The following is a 20325-nucleotide window of genomic DNA, read 5'->3' as shown; positions in this document are numbered from 1 at the left end:
ATGATAATAACATAAAAAGCAGGAAAAAATGAAATCCCTAGCCGTTGCTTTCACAGGCCCTTCCGATAGTGGAAAAACAACACTGATTCTCAAAGTGGCAACACTTCTGAAAGAAAAAAATGTGTTGGCTATTGTTAAAAATGACCCCAGCGATAAAGCTCAATTTGATGTTGAAGGAAAAGATAGCTGGAAATTTGCACAAACAGGCGCAGAGGTTGTCGTCACTTCTCCGACACGAACGACTCTTTTTTCAAAACGCCAAAAAGATTTGGATGCGATTATTGAGCTTTTAGGCGACTTTGACTTTTTACTGGTTGAAGGGCTTAAAAATCTTCCTTTACCTCGTATCGCCATTTTTCGCAATAAGCTCGATGAGAGTTATTTTGAGTGTTCCGATGCTATTGCTGTGGATGGAAGTGTTTGTTTGAGTGATTATGCGATTCCTTCGCATATTGCGATTTTAGATTTAAATAACCCTGAGCACGTTGTGGCTTGGATAGAAAAAAACGCTAAGAAAGTGAAATAATATGACTGAAATTTACGAAGCCATAAAGCGCTCTGCTAAACGGATTAAAGAAGCGATTGAATTTGATGATACGGGCTATTCTGAAAACATCAATGCCACAGGCGATACCCAACTTAAATTGGATATTAAAAGCGACCAGATTATTGAAGAAGAGTTTGCTAAAGTCGCCTCTATTAAAGAGATTATCAGCGAAGAAAAAGAGGAAAAAACATCTTTACATGTAAACGGAATCTACGATGTGGGATATGATCCCTTAGATGGTTCAAGCCTGATTGATGTCAATCTTAGTGTGGGGTCTATTTTTGGAATTTACGAGGGTGGTTATGCAGGTGCTAACCTCAAAGCCGCCGTGTATGTCGTTTATGGTCCTCGTGTGGAGCTGGTGATTGCAGAAAAAGATGTGAAGATGTACCGTATGAACAAAAATGGTGAATTTGTCTTCATTAAAACGATAGAGCTTAAAGAAAAAGGCAAACTCAATGCACCTGGTTCAACCCAACAATGCTGGGAACCTAAACATAAAGCCCTTATTGATGCGATTTTTGCTGATGGGTATCGTTTACGTTACTCTGGAGGCATGGTGCCTGATTTACATCAGATTCTTTTAAAAGGCGGCGGACTTTTCTCTTATCCTGCTACCTCAGATGTACCCAAAGGAAAGCTTAGAATGATTTTTGAGGTCTTCCCTTTTGCGTTTGTTTATGAAAAAGCCGGTGGAGAAGCGATTGATGGTAAGCAAAGAATTTTAGAGCTAAGCCCTTCGCATCCTCACGATACCACACCTTGCTTTTTTGGCTCCAAAGTGGAAATAGAACGTGTTAAGCAGTGCTATGCATAGTAGTGTGAGTGATGTTTTTGAGCAAAATTTGCAAGAAAAAAAAAGACTCCTTCAAGCATGTCAAGATGAAAGAAAAGTAACGACATGCAGTGAGTGTGAAAAAATGTTTGAGTGTGAAACCCGCAAAGCCTACGTCAAAGCCGTCTATGAAAGTATGGCAAAAGGCGAAGGTGGCGGATTTGAGTTTTAACACCATCAATGAATAGAGTTAATCAACATGAATTAGGAAAAACAATGTCCCAAAAAGCTTATATTACGACCCCGATTTATTATGTCAACGATGTCCCTCATATTGGACACGCTTACACCACCATTATCGCCGATACGATGGCTCGTTATTACCGTCTTAAAGGGTATGAAACCTTCTTTTTAACAGGAACCGATGAACACGGTCAAAAAATCGAAGAAGCGGCAAAATCACGAGGCAAAACACCTCAAGCCTATGCGGATGAAATCAGTGGAAAATTTCGTGCCCTTTGGGACGAGTTTGAGATTAGCTACGATAAATTTATTCGTACCACCGATGCTGAACATAAAGCAGGGGTGCAAAAAGCATTTCAAGTGATGTTTGACAAAGGTGACATCTATAAGGGTGAGTATGAGGGGCACTACTGTGTGAGTTGCGAAACCTTCTTTACCGATACACAACTGGTCGATGAGGACAAATGCCCTGATTGTGGAAAACTGACCCGTTTGGTCAAAGAGGAGAGCTACTTTTTTAAACTCTCAAAATATCAAGAAGACCTCATCAAATGGTACAACAGCGATGAAAAATGTGTCCTTCCGAAAGGCAAAAAAAACGAAGTGATTAGCTTCGTCAAACAAGGGCTTCGTGACCTCTCCATTACACGAACCAGTTTTGATTGGGGTGTGAAACTTCCTTCTTCCATGAACGATGATAAACATGTGATGTATGTTTGGTTAGACGCTCTTTTAAACTATACCACGGCACTAGGCTATGGAGGGGATGAAAAAAACATGGAATTTTGGCCTGCAACCATGCACTTGGTGGGAAAAGATATTTTACGCTTTCATGCCATCTACTGGCCTGCCTTTTTAATGAGCCTTGGCTTAGCACTTCCAAAACATGTTGCCGCACACGGTTGGTGGACGAGAAACGGCGAAAAGATGAGTAAAAGCAAAGGGAATGTGGTCAATCCAAAAGAGGTTGCTGATGCTTATGGATTAGAGAATTTTCGCTACTTTATGCTTAGAGAAGTTCCTTTTGGACAAGATGGTGATTTTAGCCAAAAAGCCTTGATGGATCGTATTAACTCAGACCTTGGCAATGAGCTAGGCAATCTTTTAAACCGTATTATTGGCATGAGTGGCAAATACAGCAATGGTGTGGTTAATTCCAAAGATGTCAATACCTTTCATGAGAGCGAATTGGATGCTGTGGAGGAAATTTTAAAGAATGTTGAGAATAACCTTTTAGAGCTTCAAACCAACCGCTATCTTGAAGAGCTTTGGAAAGTACTAAGTATTGCCAATCAAGCGATTACCGTGCATGAACCATGGGTGAAAATTAAAGAAGGCAAAGTAGAACAAGCCCTAGCGCTCGTGGCGTTGGTGTCCAATATTTTAGCCCGTGTCAGTGTTCTTTTACACCCTATCATGCCAAAAACAACCACAACCATTGCCAAAGCACTTGGGTTTGAAATTAATACGGCAAGCTATGACAAATTAGTGGTACGCAAAACCTTGTTAGAGGAATTTACCATTGAGAAAGTACCTCCACTCTTTCCTCGCATTGAAGAGCCTTTAATGGAACAAAGTGCACCTGTGGTAGAAGCCATCCCTACAAAAACTGGTAAAAAAGAGCCTAAAGTGGAATCTATCATTACCATTGAGCAATTTTTTGAAACCTCACTTAAAATTGGAACCATCGTAGAAGCAAATATTTTAGAAGGAAGCGACAGGCTTTTAAAACTCAGTGTCGATTTAGGGGAAGGAATACTTCGTCAGATTGTCGCAGGAATTCGTGAATATTACACTCCTGAAGCGCTGGTCAATACGCAAGTGTGTGTCGTCGCCAACCTTAAACCTGCGACCATTAAAGGGCTCCTTTCTGAGGGAATGTTATTGGCGGCTAAAGATAAAGAAGGACTCTGTTTGATTCGTCCAGAGAATCCACGTAAAAATGGCGCTTCTATTGGATGAAAATAGAAAACTTTGTACGCATCATTGATGGGAAGCTAAGCACTACGCCTCCTATTGATGCGTTTGGAAGTATCTGCCTTGAGATTACGCGCCTAAGTCATGGTGATCTTTTCATCGACACTCAGGCTTCCAGAGAGAATATTCATCAAGCCCTTGAAAAAGGGGCTTATGCTATTGTTACCATTCTTCCTTTTGAGAATGAGGATGAAGAGTGCGCTTGGATAGAGGTCTCTTCCATTGAAGGGATGCTGATTAAACTACTCCGCTACACCATTACCCAAAAATCACTCGAATTCTTACTTCTTTCTCCCGTGCAAGAGGCTTTTTTGGAGATGATTCAAGTCGCACCTAAACCCTTTAAACGCCTTAAAGGAGACGTGGTTTCTATCACCAAAAGCATCTTAATCGCCAAAGAAGAGGAGCGCTTCTTTTTAAGCAATGAACCCCTCGCTCATAAAATTGCGCCCTTGTGTGAACGTATTGAAAATAACTTACATGTAAAACCATTTATTATTCCAAAAGGGTTATTTTTAAGCTCTTTTACGTACAACGAACGCTTTTATGCAGAACAAAAAATTCCTGCCCTTTTTGTGGAAGAACTCATCACCCTGCTTCACTTTTGCGATACACACGATATTGCGTACACGATAGAGCATTTAGGCTTTAGTGAACATTTTTACCCGCAATATATCACCCATAGCTTTGTGAAAAAAGAGTTTGGGACGAGTGATAAAGTGCTTATTTTTGAACCAACGTTTGAACTTTTACCCCGTTTGTGTACCCATCTTTTTTCATCCCTCAAATCGCAACATGCCCTACTCTGTCTGCCTGAGCATTTGCATTACAATTTTCCTTTTGATGGGGAGCGTTTATGGTTTAAAACACCCCAAGAGCTTCTTCGAGAACTTGCCTCAAAATCGTTTACCTATGCGCTGATTGTAAGCTCGAAAGAGTCTTTTGACCTGCTCTTTTCCAAAGAGAGTAGCACCATTCAAGCCACTTTATTTTAAAAGGAACAAGATGTTAATCATCGAAAATGAATCCCATACCCCTTTACATGTAAGTCTCTTAGAAACGATTGTCAATGAACATACCCAAAAAGAAGTGGAGCTTGTATTTATCAACAGTGCTGATATGCATGCTCTTAATTTAGAGCATCGAGGCGTTGATAAAACTACCGATGTGCTTAGTTTTCCCATCGATGATTTTCCCCATGCGCCACTAGGTTCGATTGTGATTAATTACGAATACGCCAAAGAAAAAGCACTGGCGTTAGGGCACTCACATGAAGATGAAATCACTTTGTTGTTTATCCATGGAATGCTACATCTACTAGGGTATGACCATGAAGTCGATCAAGGGGAAATGAGAGAGAAGGAAAAAGCCTTGATTGAGCAGTACGCTCTCCCCAAAAGCCTCATTGTGCGAACGGAAGAAGCGTAAAAATTTTCTACTTTTTCTTCCCTTTGCTCTCTTCTGGAATGGTGATATAGCCCATTTCGTAGAGTTTATCATAAATTTTAGCAGCGATAGGTCCACCCTCACTACCACCGTGCCCACCGTGCTCTACTAAAACGGTAATGACATACTGAGGATTATCATGTGGGGCATAGGTGGTAAGCCATGCGTGTGAGCGGTGAAAATACTCCATATCCTCTTCACGCATACGTTTTTTATCCGTTTGCGAAATGCCTACCACTTGCGCTGTTCCTGTTTTGGCCGCAATCTTAAAAGGAGCTGTGTGCTTAAGATGATTGACTGCTGTTCCACCTGGCGCATTTGCCACTTCATACATGCCTTCTTGAGTCACTTTCAAAAAGCGTTTTTCCTCTTCACTCACCAATGCTGAATCCACAGGAAAGTCAATTTCAACATCGTTGACCTTATGTAAAAAATGAGGTGTAACTCCTTTTCCTGTTGCTAAAAATGCCGTGTACTTAGCAATTTGCATCGGTGTAACAAGAAAATAACCTTGCCCAATGGAGCTAATAAGCGTCTCGCCCTGCGCCCATCCTTTGCCAAAACGCTTCTTCTTCCACTCACGGCTTGGAACAATGCCTAAAAATTCTCGAGGTAAATCAACGCCTGTTTTTTGACCAAATCCTAATTTACTTAAAAAAGGAGCGATATTATCAATGCCCACTTTTAAACTTGTTTTATAAAAATAATCATCACAACTTCTTTGAATTGCCCGAACATAGTTCACCATACCATGTCCCTCTTTTTTCCAATCACGAAACAACCGTCCACCAAGCTCCATCACACCGGTACTCTCAATCAAGGTTGAAGGCGAAATAATCCCCGTATTCAAAATCGCCATTCCCACACCCATTTTAATCACAGAGCCTGGAGGATAGAGACCATTGACCAGCTTATTGGTAAAAGGGTGCTTTAAATCATTGGCTAAACGTGACCACTCCTCTTGAGAAATACCTCCAACAAAGGTATTGAGGTCATATTCAGGAAAACTTGCAGCGGCAAGGATTTCACCATTTTGGGCATTCATTACAATCACTGCACCACTGGCTTCTTCAAAAGAGCTTTCCACATAACGTTGCAATTCCAAATCAAGGCTTAAGACCAAATCATTACTGTGAGGTAAAGTTTTGCTCACCTCTTCAATCGCCTGATTAAACGCTGTGACTTTTGTTTTTTTCTCGCCCTTTACCCCTTGTAAAATGGCGTTATAATACTTTTCAATCCCTGTTTTACCTGAAAATCCTACCAACTTCGCCGTTTCATCTTCTAAAACATCTTGCGTATTGGATTTTCCCACGTAACCAATCACATGCGAAGCCAAAGAAGCATGCGGATAGTGTCGTTTAGAGGTGATTTTGATTTTAAGATTTTCCCTCTGCGCAATTTTGGCAAAATGAGGAATCATTTTATCGTAGGGAACAAAATCAATCACATCCACAAAATCATGGTTATAAGAAGAATCCGCTTTTAAATAAGCTTTGGTTAATCCCTCTTTGGTATATTCTGGCATCAAAGAGGCAAGAAAGGAAATCTCTTCATCCAACATCTCTTGTTTGGATTTTAAACTCATCCGAGGCGTAATTCCAATCGAAAACCCCAGACGATTGACAGAAAGTGGATTGAGCTTGCGATCTAAAATAACCCCTCGAAGTGGCGCTAATTCATCCACTTTAATAGCATTTTGTTGCGCAATTTCTTCATAATAGGCATTGGATTTGATGCTAATATAATAAACACGCACAAGCAGGGCAATACATACCGCAAAGACCATACCTAAAACTATTTTGGTTCTCACCGTGAAATCCTAAAAAACATAAAGGAAAGAATGGAATCAATCGCAATATAATAAAAATAGTAGTGTGAAAAATAGGGAAAATCTTCATTGTTTAAATAGGCGAGAAAAACATTCACCCCAAAATGCCCCAAATACGCCATCACCACGTACGCAGCCAAAATACAATTATTACATGTAAACGTAGCTTGCAGTTTATGCGCTAAAAAGTAATACACCACAATAAAAAGTAATGGGTATGAAAAAAGAAAAAAACCTTTATTTAAATCGTACAAACAAAGGTATAAAAAACCTAAAACCAAAGGTAAGGCATTTTTTTCATGCTGATGCGCATTTAAAACTAAATAGGTAAAAACAACGCCTACAAAAGGAGGTATCAAAGGGTACAAGGCAGAAAGCACATGTCCTATGATAAACCAAAGAGAGAGCCAAAAAAGTTTTAAATAGTTTTGATCAGTGCTATTTCGTCGCATACTGGAAAATGTTTACATTTAATACAATCCGCCCATATTTTATGAGGAGGTAGTTTTTCTTTTGGAATTTCATGAAAACCTAGAGCTTCAAAAAATGCTCTTTGATAGGTCAACGTAAATACTTCTTTTAGCCCCATTGCTCTACCTTCTTCAAGAAGGTTTCCAATAATCCCTTTGCCAACACCTTGACCACGAAAAGCCTCTTTGACAACTAGACTACGGATTTCTGCTAAATTATCCGCATGAAAATGGAGTGCGCCAAACCCAATAATTTCCTGCTCTCTCTTCGCAAGAATATAGGAACGGATATTGGTTGCCATCTCATCAGAACTTCTAAACAAGATAATACCTTTTTCCACTTCAGGCTTCACAACCTCTTGCATCTCACGAATATCACTGAGTTTTGCTTTGGTATATTCAATCATGATTCTACTCCAAAAACTGTTTCAAAAATAGCCTTTAAGGCTCTATCAATCCCCTTTTTACTGCTACTTGAAACCAAGATCGCATCAGGGTAGTTCTTTTTAATCACACTTACATCACTCTGTTTTAACTTATCTGCTTTTGTAAAAATACGTAAAATACGCTGATCAGGTCTCACAATGCCTTCTAAATAAGCATGAACTTCTTTATCACTCTCTAAGAATGGGTGTCTTGAATCAATTAAATGAACAAAAACCCTAATAGAGATACGTCGTTCAATATACTGTGTGAGGTGCTTTTGCCACTCCTCTTTCATGCTGTGTGAAACCCTTGCATAACCAAACCCTGGTAAATCAACAAATTGAAGCGTAAAATCTTTTTCTTCATCACTCAACAACACATTAAAAAAGTTGATTAAACGCGTTTTCCCAGGTGTTGAAGAACTTTTTGCCAAGCCCTTTTTATTGGTTAAGGCATTAATAATGGAGCTTTTACCCACATTGCTACGCCCAATAAATGCCACCTCGCTTAACCCCTCAGGCGTTGTATTGGCTAAAGAAGAAGCAGATGAGATAAAAGAGGCATCTTTGACTCGAATCACTTTTGTTGATCCTCAACTTTAAAGATAAATTTGACAGGTGCACTGTTTTTACTATCGACTTCATAATGTCCTGTGGCTTGATTAACCCGTACAAAATCACCATACACTTTTCTATCTGTATCAATTTCATGTAAAAAAGCTTTTTTTTCAAGGGTATAAAGACTTTTTTGTGGCTCATAGGTCATCTTTTCTGCCTCGCCATAATACTTCTTTTGATTCATGATTAAATTGGCCTTAGCATCACCTGTGGCGATATAGCGAATGGGTTGTTTTTTATCATCAAATTCAACGATAATTTTTTTAGCGGTAATTTTATCGCTCTCTTTCGTCACTTTAACATTTCCCTCAAAAACACTGATTTTTTTCTTTTCATCTGCAAAAAATTTGTCAGCTACAATCTCAACTTGACCGGCAAAAAGCAAACTGGTCAGTCCTAATAAGAGAAGCACTATTTTTTTCATCTATTTTTTTCCTACTTGCTGGATAAAGGAGTGTATATTTGTGGCGTTTATTGTGCCTTCTTTCATCTGATAAACAAATGAATCGCCGTATGTTTTACTCTGCTTTTGCGTAAAGATAAAGGGTTTATTGCTACTTAAGATTTCTGTCTTTAAATTGTAAAAAATATCCTCCCCATCTAAAGAGACGCCATCATCTCTAAAATAGTGAGAATTTGTTTTAAAATGTAAAATACCCTCTTTTAAAATCCCTTCATCGGAGTCTAAAATACCACGCAAACCCTCTTTGGTTTTGTGCCCCGCATGAATACCCTGTAACTGATCAAATCCATCGTAGCGTGCCACCCGTTTAGCCTGAACAATGCTCTCAACACTGCCCTCTTTAAGCTGATAATTTTGGGCATTAAACAGCTCAGTTTCAGGAATAAGTTGACCATCTTTGCCAATCACATGAATGGTATAAGGCTCTTTTAAAATTAAAAAAAATGTCATCCCTAAAAAAAGAAGGGTTGAGTAAATTAAGACTCTTAGTGCCAAAGGTTTACAAATGCCTCACTTAAATTTTCTTTTTCAACAACATAATCAATCATTTCACGCACAACAGCCTTTCCGCCTGCACGACTTAACACAACATCCACACACTCTTGCACAATGCTTACCGCATCTACGGGTGCAAAAGAGAGTCCAACGGCTTCTAAAAGGGCTAAATCATTTAAATCATCACCAATCGCCGCAACATTCTCAAAACCAAGACCCTCTTGCTCTAGAATATGCTGCAACACGGCTTTTTTATCTTTAACATCTTGAAACAGATAGCTAATGCCAAGCTCTTTGGCACGGCGTTCAACCACACGAGAATGTCGTCCTGTAATAATAGCGCTTTTACGTCCCAATTTCATCCACGAGACAATGCCAAAACCATCTTTAACATGAAAGGTCTTAAACTCTTCTGTATCGCTATTTCCATAGGTAATGCCCCCATCGGTTAAACAGCCATCTACATCAAATACCAATAATTCAATCACAAAACACCTTTCGTACTCGGAATGCCCATGCGCTCATTTTTAACTAAACTGCGTCTTAGCGCAACCGCAAACGCTTTAAAACTTGCTTCGAGTAAATGGTGTTTATTTTTGCCTCGACACGCCACAATATGCGCACTAATACCCGCATTGTGCATTAAGGCTCGAAAAAACTCTTCAGAAAGTTCCACATCAAACTCCCCTACTTTTCCCTCCATAGCAACATCATAAAACAGATAAGGGCGATTGCTCAAATCCAAAGCACACTCAACAGCAGCTTCATCCATCACGACCACAGCATTGCCATAGCGTTCTACCTCTTTGATTGGATAAATCGCCGCACGTAAAGCCTGACCTAAAACGATACCCACGTCTTCCACACTGTGGTGAAAATCAACATGGATATCTCCTTTACATGTAAGATTTAAATCGATTAAAGAGTGCTTACTCAACGCTTCTAACATATGATCAAAAAAACCTATACCTGTTTGAATCTTACTCTTCCCTGTTCCATAAATCTCTAATTCAAGGTCAATCTTCGTCTCTTTTGTTATTCTGTGTAATGTTTGCATCTTATTCCCTTACGATAAATGAGCCTTTAAAGAGTCCTTTTGCTATAAAATCAGAAGCTTCTGCTTCACTCGCAAACCCTTTAAGCCATACACGATAAATCGGTTCGTTTTCAAACGTTCCCTCTTTTACAATCGCATTGTAGCGGTTATTAATATTCATATTGCTTTGAGCAAAACGTGTAGCGCCCGCTTTATTTCTAAATGCTCCAATTTGAATCAAATAATCGGTCTCGACCACACTTTGTTTTGGCGCACCCGCAGGAGCAACAACACCCGCAAATCCAATCACTTCCAAACCAACAGGTCCTGTACCATGCGCAACTAATTCTAAACGTGTCGCCGCTGTGTATGACAAATCAATGACCCGTGTTCCCACAAAAGGACCTCTATCATTGACACGAACTACAACACTTTTACTGTTCTTTAAATTGGTAACTTTAAGCATGGTATTCATAGGGAGTGTTTTGTGTGCAGCTGTCATATCGTACATATTGTAGACTTCTCCATTGGAGGTCTTTTTGCCATGAAAATCTTTTCCATACCAACTCGCCACACCACTAAAATAATCCCCTACACTCACCATCGTTGGAGTATATGTTTTACCATCAATGGTATAAGGGCGCATGGTTGCTCGATGCATATTAGGGGTATCAATAATTTTTCCAGAGCCATCCGGTGCCATCGTGGCACCTGAACGATAACTAGGCGAATAGGATGACTTCGAAGCACATCCCACTAAAAAAAACAAACAAAGAAGAGAGCAACATCCATAGGCACTAATTTTTTGGAATAACAAGGCGCTCTCCTACTTTAACCAATGCATTACGTTTTTGATTGGCTTGAAGCAATGAAGCCACAGAAATATCATATTTTTTTGCTACAAGTTGCAGTGTATCACCTGTACGAATGATATGAACCTGTTTTTGTGACTTTGAAGAGGAGGTATTTGTCGTGGGTATTGGAGCTTTGCCATAAGGCACAACCAATGCCATTTTAGGTTTTAACGCTGCACTTTTCAGTGCATTTAAATCCATTAAAGCTTTAACACTCATACCATAATGCTGGGCAAGTTTATGCAATGCATCACCCTTTTTTGTTGTATAAATCGCATACTTTTCAGGCTCTTTGGTTTGATCAAAATTCTGGCTAAATGCAATTTGACGATCTTGAGGAAGATACAAATAGGTTTTATTTCCCATGGGTGCGGTAAATAAATACTTTAAATGCGGATTATAGGCTTTAAGCTCTTTGACACTCACCCCAATACTCTCAGAAACATCCTTAAGTGCAGTCCCACTCTTCACTTCTACTTTTACAAAGGTAGCATTATTCGCACGATTGAGTAAATACTCAGAGCCATTATCGAGCATAAATCCTGTACTGTTCGAAATCACACTCATCATTAAAATTTTTCGAATATACAAACGACTCTCTTTGGGCAAATACTTCTTTGTCTCATCTAATAAAACGCTAATATCATCCGTTCCTGCTTGTGCAATCGCTTTAGAAACAGTTCCTTCTCCGCAGTTATAGGCTAATGCCGCGAGATACCATTTGCCAAACATGGTATGTAAACGTTTCAAATACGAAATGGCCGCTTGCGTTGATTTAATAGGATCACGACGATCATCAACGTACGCATTTTCTACTAAACCATAGCGTTTTGCCGTTGCAGGGATAAATTGCCAAATGCCTGAGGCATTCGCAGGGGAGGAAGAGTAAGGATTAAAACTAGATTCGGTCATGGCTAGGTATAAAAATTCAGCAGGGACACTGGCGTCTTGCATCATTTTTTGTAAAATTGGAACAAACTTCTCACCATTTTCCAATGTTTTTAAAAAATGCTTTGTCTTATAGACTTCCACATCCTCTTTCATAGAGATGAAAATAGGATCTTTCAAAAACGTATTTGGAAGGTCAAAATTTTTAAGCGCAATGAGTTGTTTTTCGTAGTTATTATCGGTATTTAAGAAGGCGTGGAGACTCTGAAAAAGAAAAAAAAGGGTTAAAATAACCTTAAACATGCCTCTCCTTTACTATTATATTTAGCTTAGATTGTACCTAACTTTATCTTTTCTAAAGCTTTAAAGAGTTTTTGAGCATTTTGAGTGGTTATAGTGTGAAGTTCTGTTACATTTACATGTAAAAGCTCTGCCATCTTCCTAGCGACCAATAACGTGTACTCAGGAAGGTTGCGTTCGCCCCGATGAGGCATAGGCGTAAGGTAGGGGGCATCTGTTTCAAGGAGTAATTTATCACGAGGAATCATAGGCAAAACCTCAACCAACTGTTTTGCATTTTTAAAGGTTAAAACACCTCCAATTCCAAAGTAAAACCCCTCATTGGCTAAATCTAAAAGATGTTTGGAAGCATTGTAACAGTGTAAAACACCACCTACTTCAGATGCTTTTTCCTCCACTAAAAGACGTTTACTATCTTCATTAGCATCTCGAATATGGACAATTAAAGGTTTTTTAACCGCTTTGGCGAGTTTGATTTGTTTTACAAATACAGCTTTTTGCGCCTCTTTTTCTGCTTTTTTTTCTCCCTCATCCTCAGGCAAACGAAAATAATCCAATCCACACTCACCCACCGCAATGCACTTCTCATCTTCTAAAAAATACTTTAAACGCTCTTCATCGTATTCGTGGTGATGATACGGATGTACCCCCGCGGCAAAAAAAACATGTTCATAGCGGTGGGCTAAGGCTTGTGCTCTCTCTAAATCCTTACTGTCCGCCCCAGGAATAATAATCCCTCTCACCCCAGCATCATACGCTCTTTGAATCACCACATCTACATCATCAACATAACGCTCATCATCCAAATGGCAATGCGTATCAATAATCATCTACGCAACCTCCACACGGTTTCTACCATTTTTCTTCGCTTTGTATAAGGCTTTATCCGCTTGGTTAATCATCTCTTCCACACTTTCTAAATCATTAAATGTCACCCCAATCGAAACACTCACCCCAACCTTTTCTTCTGCACTCACGGGAATCTCAATTTTTGCTACGGCACATTGAAGCTTAATGAAAAATTCTAAAGCCTTTTTCTGTTCAATATCTTTTAAAACCAAACAAAATTCATCCCCACCAATACGTGCGATAAAATGGTCATGTGTCAGTTGTTCTTTGAGTGTTTTTGCCAACGCAACAATCACTTGGTCTCCCACACGATGACCTAACGTATCGTTGATTTGTTTGAATTTATCCACATCAATCAACCCTAACGCAAATGACTCTTTTTGCTTTCTTGCTTCTTTAAAATACTCTTGCATGGCATCAAAAAAGTAACGACGGTTTGCAAGACCACTTAAAAAGTCATTTTGCGCCATATCTTTGATTTTTGCGATATATTCCAGTGCATCTAACGAGTTATTAATGCGACAAGCAATCTCTTCTCGTGTAAAGGGCTTATTGATAAAATCATTTGCCCCAATTTTCAAAAACTTAGCTGAAATCAACTCGGTATTGGTTCCTGTCATCGCAATAATGGAGAGTTCGTTTTTGCTGTAACGTTTACGCACCTCTTTTGTGAGTTCGACCCCATTCATAACAGGCATTTGAAAATCAGTCAAAATCAGTTTAATATCCGGATTGTTTTCTAAAAAGATAAGCGCTTCCTCTCCGTGTGCAGCCACCATAACATGAAACATTTGGTGCTGCAATAAAGCTCTAATTTGCGAACGTGTTGCCATAGAGTCATCAACCACCATCACTTTAATGGAACGATTTTTATGCAACCGCTCAATCAATGTAAAAATATAATTGACATCATCAATATTGCCCTTATAGACATAATCAATCACATCTTTTTTCAAAATAGCTTCCCGCACTTCTTTATCCATAGAACCGGTAAGAATAATGGAGGGAACCTTGTGTGAGAGAACCATGTCCACGACTTCCCCATCAGGAGCATCGGGAAGATTTAAATCCAAAAGTGCTAAGAAATAATCACTCTTTTTTTCAAGAAGCGCTTTAGCTTCAGCATAACTGTATGCTGCGTCTATCTCAAATTCAAGACTAGACTCCATTTTTTTGATAATTAACTTTGAAAGCGCCTTATTGTCTTCAACCATTAAAATTTTTTCACGTGCCATCATTAGCCTTTTATTTCATCTCATTTTCAAGAAGTGATTTGGCAAAAAGGATTGCTTCTTCACTCACACTCTCACCGCTGACCATTCGCGCCAACTCGTTAATGCGTTCCTCATCTTTAAGCGCATAAACACGGCTTACATGTAAAGTATCTTTGGTCACAAAAAAGTGCTGGTCCGCTCGGGAAGAGAGCTGAGGCTGATGCGAAATCGCAAAGATTTGATACTTTTTAGAGAGTGTTTTGAGCACATTAGCAACACTCATGGATTCTTTACCACTCAAATTCGCATCAATCTCATCTAAAATTAACACGCCTCCATCTGAAAGTAAAAATTCATTGTGTGTCGCTAAAAAAGCAAGACGTACACGATTGTACTCTCCTGAGCTGATTCTTTTCAAATCCACAGTGCCTAAGTTTACATGTAAAACATCCCATCCATTTTCACACAAACCCCCCTGCTCCAAACGAAGACGTAACGCAGGCATGTAAAGTTGCGCCAAATAGCCATTTAATGAGGTTTCCATCCGTGGCAATGCCGCTACTCGAGACGCTGTTATCGTCGCAGCTTTTTCATGAATTTCTAACTCTAAACTCGCAACTTTTTTCGCTAAATGCGCCTTTTCAAACCCAATATTTTCATAGCGTTCAAGCTCTTCTAAACGTTTTTGCTTATGCGCTAAGGCTTCTTCAATCGACCCATAACGCTTTTTTAACTGTGCAATCTTTTCAATACGATCTAACAAAGACTCCACATCAATTTCTTCTAATGCTTCGAGGGTTTCATGTTGTTTCTCAAATAAAAGACGAAGTTCATTCATACACGCATCAAAAAAAGCGCTATCCGCTTCAATGAGACTTAAAACATCATTGACGCTGCTTTCTAAACTAAAAATCTCACCTGCTTTATGCATTGCTTGTTCAATTTTTTCTTTTTTTGAAAGTGATTTTTTAAAACTTAAAAGCTCTTCATCCTCTCCAATTTTAGGAGCAACCTCATCAATTTTAGCGATTTCAAAGCGAGCAAACTCTTTTAAGTCTTCCACTTTCTTCTCTTCTGCCTCAATCGTTTCTAATTCTTCTTTGAGCGTTTTATAGGAGAGATATAGGGCTTCAAACGCTTCCACATTCTTTACATGTAAAGGCTCTTCTCTCACACTAACCCCATCTAAAAGCTTTAAAAGACGGCTGTTTTCAAACTCACTGTTATCTTTAATGGAGAGATAATTCACACACCCTTTGGAGATATCCATCATCCCTTTTTTAGAAACCGCTTGCGCATTGATAAAATAACGCGCGTTTTTTGCTTTTAAAGCTTTAAAAATATTAGGATTCGCCTCTTCAATACCAAACGCCTCAAGATTAAGAGCTTTATCGACACTCGCTTCAATCATATCTGCTTGCACATCTCCATACCCAAATAAAGAGAGTAAGCCATTCAGTAAGACTGATTTTCCAGCACCACTAGGTCCCGTAAAAACTACCAAACCCTTTGTAAATTCAATGTCGCACGCCTCAAACGAAAGATGGTTTTTAATCAACAATCGCTCTATCACAGATGCCCCCAATGCAATTTCTTTTTCAAAATATCAAAATAATCTCGATCTAAACTATGAATTAACTGTGCGCCTTGTTTAGCACTACGCACACACACTCGCTCAATCTCATTCATCTGATACGTATCTTGACCATCCACCACAATCACCGTATCACCATCACTCTCAAACGCAATTTCAAAATCAACAGGTAACACCAGCGGTCTTTGAGAGAGTGAATGAGGGCAAATCGGTGTTAAAATTAAAGCTTCCGTCAAAGGATAGACCACAGGACCTCCGGCGGAGAGATTGTAAGCGGTTGAGCCTGTCGGTGTTGAGACAATCAACCCATCACCATAATAAGAGTTAAATAACTTTCCATCGACATACGCTTTAATCGTACTCATATGGGAAATTTTAGAGCGGGAGAGAACAATGTCATTAAAAGCAACAATTTTCTCAATTTTACCTTTTACATGTAAAGAAATTTCCAGCATCATGCGTGTATCAATACGATAATTCCCGTTAAACAGTCCCTCAATAAAATGACTCATTTCATCGGTCTGAATATCCGTTAAAAATCCTAACTGCCCCGCATGAATACCCAAAACAGGTTTGTGATACGCAAAGCTTCTACGGCAGAGCGAAATCAATGTTCCATCGCCACCTAAAGAGATAAGCAAATCACTTTGAAGGCACATATGCTCAAAAGAGACACCGTCCATTGCTAACATATGCGCACTCTTCTCCTCTATGAGCATCTGCACACCATGGCGTTTTAAGGCGCTTTGAATCTCGCAGACATACGCAAGTAAGGAAGTATCATTAGGCTTGCAAACAAGTCCTACAGTTTTAATAGTCGTTAAAGGATGAGTATGATGAGTTATTTTCATGATTTCATTCTAGCGTGTCTTTTATTAATCAACGATTATGCTATAATTCGCCCTCAATACGAACTTTCCAAGAGTTCAAAATCCAAGGAGAAACCATCATGAAACGCCTCTTTTTTATCGCTCTTTCCCTGCTACTTTTTAGCGGATGTGCGTATAAAAATGAACCATTGACCCTCGCGTCTTACAAATCAGAATACAAAGGTCCTCTTGCACGAGATCACAAAACCATCTATCTGCGTAGTGTGAAAGATTTACGGGTAAAGAAGAATGTGATTGGCTACATTGATCAAAAAGGTGGCGATACCATTCACTTTTTGAGCAATGAAAATTTTGCAGAAAAGTACACAGAAGGGCTAGGCTATGCCTTGAATCTCGCAGGATTTAATACCGACGCCACCAAAAGCGAAGCAACGTTTGTTGTCGAAGTAGCGATTAAAGATATTGAACTCGTTTACAATGACAAAAACTTTGATGCCAATCTCAAAGGCGAAATTGAAATAGAGGTAATTGTACGTAAAGGTGATGAGATGATTACCCAAAACTTCCGCCAAAAAGGAAGCAAATGGATGGCACCTTCTTTTAATTCTAAAGATTTAGAACCCTTTTTATACGCTCTTTTTGCGGATAGCATTGACCAAATCGTCACACGTCTTATTCGTATGTAACCTTAAAAGAGGAGTTCTCTCCTCTTTACCAATTACTGATTACCACCCTATTTCTACCATATTTTTTGGCTAAATAAAGTGCTTGATCACTCTCTTCTAACAAGGCTTCTTGATCTGTAATCACAGCACTTAGCGCACACACCCCAATACTAATTGTCACTTGAACCACTTCTTGCGTGGTCGCAATCGTCGCTACTTTGGTTTGCTCTACCTTCTCACGTAAGCGCTCGGCTAAAATACCCGCATCTTCTTTCGTGGTATTAGGCGTAATAATCACAATCTCTTCACCACCATAACGTGCCACAATATCGCTGTCTCTTACCACACTTAAAATAATCTGTGAAAGTTTTTTAAGCACTTCATCACCCACCGTATGCCCGTAAGTATCGTTGATTTTTTTAAAATGATCCACATCCACAAGCATCAAGGTTAAGGGGAGTTTATACCGCCTAGAAAGGGCGACTTCTTCACTGATACGCTGATCAAAATAGCGTCTATTACGAAGCCCTGTTAATCCATCGGTGATGCTCTCTTGCTTTAACACCGCCAAATCCTTCACATCGTTTGTGGTTTTAAACGCTAATTGCCCTACAAAAAAGACAAAATACCCCCTAAAAACAAAATAGTAACAGGAACTAAAGAGAGGAGTTCAAGCGAAGGACGAAAGCGTAAAAGAAGTATTCCAAAAAGAAGATATCCCCCAATAAAAAGGAAAACAAGCAAGCGCAACAAATGCCATTTTTCTTTTAATTTTCCAGCAGGAAACTCTTCAATAAGTTGCTTAATAGGCGTCAGCGAAAGAACCAAAAAAAGAGCACCTATGCCCAATAACAAAAGTTCGAAGATAGAAAGAAAAGGATACATGTTCCCCCAAAATAGAGATATTTTTTAGCGATTTAGGAATGATTGTACCACAAAAGATAACAAGATAGTCTAAATAAAGTAAAGAAAAGCTACTTTTAGCTATACTCTGTCCTTTAAAAACGACAACCAAAAGGGATGAAATTTTCGCCCTTTATTTAGGAATCAACATTGAGAAGTCATTATTGTACAGATTTAGATGTCGCCAACATTGGCGAGATTGTAGAAGTGTGTGGTTGGGCAAATAGTCATAGAGATCACGGTGGTGTCATTTTTATTGACCTTCGTGACAAGTCAGGGCTTGTACAACTGGTGTGTGACCCAGAAGATAGCACAAAAGCGCATGAAATTGCTTCATCTATCAGAGATGAATTTGTGCTTAAAGCAAAAGGCCGTGTGAGAGCCAGAGGTGAAGGATTAGAAAATCCACGCCTTAAAACAGGCAAAATCGAAATTGTGGTCGATGAACTGATTGTTGAAAATGCCAGTGAAACGGTTCCTTTTGTGATTGGAGATAACAATGTTGGAGAGGATGTTCGTCTTAAATATCGTTATTTAGACCTTCGTAATGCCAAAGCCTATGAAATCTTTAAACTGAGAAGCAAAGCTACGGTTGCGGTGAGAAACTCTTTGGATGCCCAAGGCTTTTTAGAAGTTGAAACGCCTATTTTGACCAAATCCACGCCTGAGGGTGCACGGGATTATCTCGTACCAAGCCGTGTTCACAATGGAGAATTTTACGCCCTTCCTCAATCCCCTCAGCTTTTCAAACAACTTTTAATGTGTGCGGGTTTTGATCGCTACTTTCAAGTAGCAAAATGTTTTCGTGATGAAGACTTACGAGCGGATCGTCAACCTGAATTTACCCAAATTGATATTGAGATGAGCTTTTGTAACCAAGAAGATGTCATGAAAGTAACCGAAAATCTTTTACGTGATGTCTTTAAAGCCTGCGGTTATGAAATTAGCATCCCCTTTAATCGTATTCGTTTTAAAGAAGCGATGGAAAAATACGGCTCAGACAAACCAGACCTTCGTTATGACCTTAGCATGATTGACGTCATCGATATTTTTGCAAACTGTAAAAATGAGATTTTCAGCAACATTGCCAAAGATACAAAGAAAAACCGCATTAAAGCACTCAAAGTTCCTAATGGCGATAACATCTTCTCAAAACGCCAAATGCAAAGTTTTGAAGAATATGTTCGCAAATTTGGCGCACAAGGCTTAGGCTATTTTCAAATGAAAGAAGATGGGCTAAAAGGTCCTTTAACCAAATTCTTTGAAGAGTCTGATTTGCAAAAAATTGTGGATGCAGCAGATTTACATGTAGGCGATGCTATCTTCTTTGGTGCAGGTGAAAAGAAGGTTGTTTTAGATTATATGGGACGCTTTCGTATCTTTTTAGCGGAGCAAATGAACATCATTCCTAAAGATGTGTTTGAGTTTGTTTGGGTGGTTGATTTTGAGATGTTTGAAGTTGAAAATGGTAAAGTAAAAGCGCTTCACCATCCATTTACCATGCCAAAAGATATCGACAATACCCCGATTGATGAGATGGAATCCATTGCCTATGATATCGTCTTAAACGGTGTGGAACTGGGTGGCGGAAGTATTAGAATTCACAAAAAAGAGATTCAACAAAAAGTATTCAAACTTTTAGGCATTGATGATGAAGAGGCGCATGAAAAATTTGAATTCTTACTGGATGCTTTAAAATACGGCGCTCCTCCACATGGTGGTTTGGCAATTGGTTTGGATAGGATGATGATGCTTATTACCAAAAGTGAGAGTATTCGTGATGTTATCGCCTTCCCAAAAACCCAAAAAGCACAATGTCTACTCACACGAGCACCGAGTGAAGTGGAGAGTGACCAGCTTCGAGATTTAGGTATTAGACTTCGAGAAAAATCAAAATAAGGG

Annotated in this window: 24 protein-coding genes; 8 read left to right on the top strand and 16 right to left on the bottom strand. The window is 39.2% G+C overall.

Going from position 1 to position 20325, the window contains the following annotated elements; translation table 11 throughout:
* Positions 1 to 28: 28 nt before the first annotated feature.
* From mobB to ybeY, 6 genes are read left to right on the top strand one after another with little or no spacing between them, the layout of a single operon-like run.
* Positions 29 to 526 carry a molybdopterin-guanine dinucleotide biosynthesis protein B gene (gene mobB, locus SDEL_RS03470; RefSeq protein WP_012856478.1) on the top strand — a complete coding sequence of 166 codons (498 nt, stop codon included), beginning with the start codon at positions 29 to 31 and terminating at the stop codon, positions 524 to 526.
* A gap of 1 nt (position 527) precedes the next feature.
* Entirely contained in the window at positions 528 to 1364 is an 837-nt protein-coding gene (locus tag SDEL_RS03465) for a class 1 fructose-bisphosphatase (protein ID WP_012856477.1), read from the top strand.
* Positions 1357 to 1554, top strand: a complete 198-nt coding sequence (locus SDEL_RS03460) for a hypothetical protein (RefSeq protein ID WP_012856476.1) — start codon at positions 1357 to 1359, stop codon at positions 1552 to 1554. Before SDEL_RS03465 ends, SDEL_RS03460 begins: the two co-directional genes overlap by 8 nt.
* 44 nt (positions 1555 to 1598) lie before the next feature.
* Positions 1599 to 3527: a methionine--tRNA ligase gene (gene metG / locus SDEL_RS03455; RefSeq protein WP_012856475.1), complete on the top strand. Its 1929-nt coding sequence runs from the start codon at positions 1599 to 1601 to the stop codon at positions 3525 to 3527.
* Positions 3524 to 4537 carry a hypothetical protein gene (locus SDEL_RS03450; RefSeq protein ID WP_012856474.1) on the top strand — a complete coding sequence of 338 codons (1014 nt, stop codon included), beginning with the start codon at positions 3524 to 3526 and terminating at the stop codon, positions 4535 to 4537. Before metG ends, SDEL_RS03450 begins: the two co-directional genes overlap by 4 nt.
* A 10-nt stretch (positions 4538 to 4547) precedes the next feature.
* Positions 4548 to 4970, top strand: coding sequence for an rRNA maturation RNase YbeY (ybeY, locus tag SDEL_RS03445; protein ID WP_012856473.1), 423 nt, complete (start codon positions 4548 to 4550; stop codon positions 4968 to 4970).
* Between the two features lie 7 nt (positions 4971 to 4977).
* On the opposite strand, the gene mrdA is transcribed toward ybeY, so the two are convergent.
* Genes mrdA through SDEL_RS03375 form a run of 14 tightly spaced genes read right to left on the bottom strand, consistent with a single transcriptional unit; the run spans position 4978 to position 16876 of the window.
* The gene (gene mrdA / locus SDEL_RS03440) at positions 4978 to 6801 is read right to left on the bottom strand and encodes a penicillin-binding protein 2 (RefSeq protein WP_012856472.1); all 1824 of its coding nucleotides are present in this window, start codon (positions 6799 to 6801) and stop codon (positions 4978 to 4980) included.
* Entirely contained in the window at positions 6798 to 7271 is a 474-nt protein-coding gene (locus SDEL_RS03435) for a hypothetical protein (protein ID WP_012856471.1), read from the bottom strand. Before SDEL_RS03435 ends, mrdA begins: the two co-directional genes overlap by 4 nt.
* On the bottom strand, positions 7238 to 7696 hold the full coding sequence (locus tag SDEL_RS03430; protein WP_012856470.1) for an N-acetyltransferase: 459 nt from the start codon (positions 7694 to 7696) through the stop codon (positions 7238 to 7240). The genes SDEL_RS03435 and SDEL_RS03430 overlap by 34 nt, the downstream gene beginning before the upstream one ends.
* Positions 7693 to 8295, bottom strand: a complete 603-nt coding sequence (gene yihA / locus SDEL_RS03425) for a ribosome biogenesis GTP-binding protein YihA/YsxC (RefSeq protein WP_012856469.1) — start codon at positions 8293 to 8295, stop codon at positions 7693 to 7695. Before yihA ends, SDEL_RS03430 begins: the two co-directional genes overlap by 4 nt.
* Entirely contained in the window at positions 8292 to 8756 is a 465-nt protein-coding gene (gene lptA, locus SDEL_RS03420) for a lipopolysaccharide transport periplasmic protein LptA (protein ID WP_012856468.1), read from the bottom strand. Before lptA ends, yihA begins: the two co-directional genes overlap by 4 nt.
* A complete protein-coding gene (locus tag SDEL_RS03415) occupies positions 8757 to 9290 on the bottom strand; it encodes an LptA/OstA family protein (RefSeq protein WP_012856467.1) in 534 nt (177 codons plus the stop codon).
* Positions 9281 to 9778 (bottom strand): KdsC family phosphatase, encoded by a 498-nt coding sequence (locus SDEL_RS03410; protein WP_012856466.1) that lies wholly within the window; start codon positions 9776 to 9778, stop codon positions 9281 to 9283. Before SDEL_RS03410 ends, SDEL_RS03415 begins: the two co-directional genes overlap by 10 nt.
* Positions 9775 to 10347, bottom strand: a complete 573-nt coding sequence (gene hisB, locus SDEL_RS03405; RefSeq protein ID WP_012856465.1) for an imidazoleglycerol-phosphate dehydratase HisB — start codon at positions 10345 to 10347, stop codon at positions 9775 to 9777. The genes SDEL_RS03410 and hisB overlap by 4 nt, the downstream gene beginning before the upstream one ends.
* A 1-nt stretch (position 10348) precedes the next feature.
* A complete protein-coding gene (locus SDEL_RS03400; protein ID WP_012856464.1) occupies positions 10349 to 11143 on the bottom strand; it encodes a septal ring lytic transglycosylase RlpA family protein in 795 nt (264 codons plus the stop codon).
* On the bottom strand, positions 11124 to 12371 hold the full coding sequence (locus SDEL_RS03395; RefSeq protein WP_012856463.1) for a lytic transglycosylase domain-containing protein: 1248 nt from the start codon (positions 12369 to 12371) through the stop codon (positions 11124 to 11126). Before SDEL_RS03395 ends, SDEL_RS03400 begins: the two co-directional genes overlap by 20 nt.
* 26 nt (positions 12372 to 12397) lie before the next feature.
* Positions 12398 to 13198, bottom strand: coding sequence for a TatD family hydrolase (locus SDEL_RS03390; RefSeq protein WP_012856462.1), 801 nt, complete (start codon positions 13196 to 13198; stop codon positions 12398 to 12400).
* On the bottom strand, positions 13199 to 14452 hold the full coding sequence (locus SDEL_RS03385; protein ID WP_012856461.1) for a GGDEF domain-containing response regulator: 1254 nt from the start codon (positions 14450 to 14452) through the stop codon (positions 13199 to 13201).
* A gap of 10 nt (positions 14453 to 14462) precedes the next feature.
* Positions 14463 to 16004, bottom strand: coding sequence for an AAA family ATPase (locus SDEL_RS03380; protein WP_012856460.1), 1542 nt, complete (start codon positions 16002 to 16004; stop codon positions 14463 to 14465).
* The gene (locus SDEL_RS03375) at positions 16001 to 16876 is read right to left on the bottom strand and encodes an NAD(+) kinase (RefSeq protein WP_012856459.1); all 876 of its coding nucleotides are present in this window, start codon (positions 16874 to 16876) and stop codon (positions 16001 to 16003) included. The genes SDEL_RS03380 and SDEL_RS03375 overlap by 4 nt, the downstream gene beginning before the upstream one ends.
* A 98-nt stretch (positions 16877 to 16974) precedes the next feature.
* Here SDEL_RS03375 and SDEL_RS03370 point away from each other — a divergent pair, with 98 nt between their 5' ends.
* The gene (locus SDEL_RS03370; protein WP_012856458.1) at positions 16975 to 17541 is read left to right on the top strand and encodes a YajG family lipoprotein; all 567 of its coding nucleotides are present in this window, start codon (positions 16975 to 16977) and stop codon (positions 17539 to 17541) included.
* Positions 17542 to 17566: 25 nt separating this feature from the next.
* Here SDEL_RS03370 and SDEL_RS03365 read toward each other — a convergent pair whose 3' ends face one another.
* Both SDEL_RS03365 and SDEL_RS03360 read right to left on the bottom strand, forming a co-directional pair.
* On the bottom strand, positions 17567 to 18085 hold the full coding sequence (locus SDEL_RS03365; RefSeq protein WP_012856457.1) for a GGDEF domain-containing protein: 519 nt from the start codon (positions 18083 to 18085) through the stop codon (positions 17567 to 17569).
* Between the two features lie 44 nt (positions 18086 to 18129).
* Positions 18130 to 18405, bottom strand: a complete 276-nt coding sequence (locus tag SDEL_RS03360) for a hypothetical protein (protein ID WP_012856456.1) — start codon at positions 18403 to 18405, stop codon at positions 18130 to 18132.
* A gap of 168 nt (positions 18406 to 18573) precedes the next feature.
* On the opposite strand from SDEL_RS03360, the gene aspS reads away from it, so the two are divergent.
* The gene (aspS, locus tag SDEL_RS03355) at positions 18574 to 20322 is read left to right on the top strand and encodes an aspartate--tRNA ligase (protein WP_012856455.1); all 1749 of its coding nucleotides are present in this window, start codon (positions 18574 to 18576) and stop codon (positions 20320 to 20322) included.
* The last annotated feature ends 3 nt before the right edge of the window (positions 20323 to 20325 follow it).

It is taken from the genome of Sulfurospirillum deleyianum DSM 6946 (assembly GCF_000024885.1).
Classification (GTDB): domain Bacteria; phylum Campylobacterota; class Campylobacteria; order Campylobacterales; family Sulfurospirillaceae; genus Sulfurospirillum; species Sulfurospirillum deleyianum.
Note: the sequence above shows the minus strand (reverse complement) of the source record. Positions and strands in the feature narration are given on the sequence as shown.

Excerpts from the sequence above, each read along its gene's own strand:
- mobB (WP_012856478.1), top strand. The coding sequence starts at position 29 with ATGAAATCCCTAGCCGTTGCTTTCACAGGCCCTTCCGATAGTGGAAAA.
- SDEL_RS03465 (WP_012856477.1), top strand. The coding sequence starts at position 528 with ATGACTGAAATTTACGAAGCCATAAAGCGCTCTGCTAAACGGATTAAA.
- SDEL_RS03460 (WP_012856476.1), top strand. The coding sequence starts at position 1,357 with ATGCATAGTAGTGTGAGTGATGTTTTTGAGCAAAATTTGCAAGAAAAA.
- metG (WP_012856475.1), top strand. The coding sequence starts at position 1,599 with ATGTCCCAAAAAGCTTATATTACGACCCCGATTTATTATGTCAACGAT.
- SDEL_RS03450 (WP_012856474.1), top strand. The coding sequence starts at position 3,524 with ATGAAAATAGAAAACTTTGTACGCATCATTGATGGGAAGCTAAGCACT.
- ybeY (WP_012856473.1), top strand. The coding sequence starts at position 4,548 with ATGTTAATCATCGAAAATGAATCCCATACCCCTTTACATGTAAGTCTC.
- SDEL_RS03435 (WP_012856471.1), bottom strand. The coding sequence starts at position 7,271 with ATGCGACGAAATAGCACTGATCAAAACTATTTAAAACTTTTTTGGCTC.
- SDEL_RS03430 (WP_012856470.1), bottom strand. The coding sequence starts at position 7,696 with ATGATTGAATATACCAAAGCAAAACTCAGTGATATTCGTGAGATGCAA.
- lptA (WP_012856468.1), bottom strand. The coding sequence starts at position 8,756 with ATGAAAAAAATAGTGCTTCTCTTATTAGGACTGACCAGTTTGCTTTTT.
- hisB (WP_012856465.1), bottom strand. The coding sequence starts at position 10,347 with ATGCAAACATTACACAGAATAACAAAAGAGACGAAGATTGACCTTGAA.
- SDEL_RS03395 (WP_012856463.1), bottom strand. The coding sequence starts at position 12,371 with ATGTTTAAGGTTATTTTAACCCTTTTTTTTCTTTTTCAGAGTCTCCAC.
- SDEL_RS03390 (WP_012856462.1), bottom strand. The coding sequence starts at position 13,198 with ATGATTATTGATACGCATTGCCATTTGGATGATGAGCGTTATGTTGAT.
- SDEL_RS03385 (WP_012856461.1), bottom strand. The coding sequence starts at position 14,452 with ATGGCACGTGAAAAAATTTTAATGGTTGAAGACAATAAGGCGCTTTCA.
- SDEL_RS03375 (WP_012856459.1), bottom strand. The coding sequence starts at position 16,876 with ATGAAAATAACTCATCATACTCATCCTTTAACGACTATTAAAACTGTA.
- SDEL_RS03370 (WP_012856458.1), top strand. The coding sequence starts at position 16,975 with ATGAAACGCCTCTTTTTTATCGCTCTTTCCCTGCTACTTTTTAGCGGA.
- SDEL_RS03360 (WP_012856456.1), bottom strand. The coding sequence starts at position 18,405 with ATGTATCCTTTTCTTTCTATCTTCGAACTTTTGTTATTGGGCATAGGT.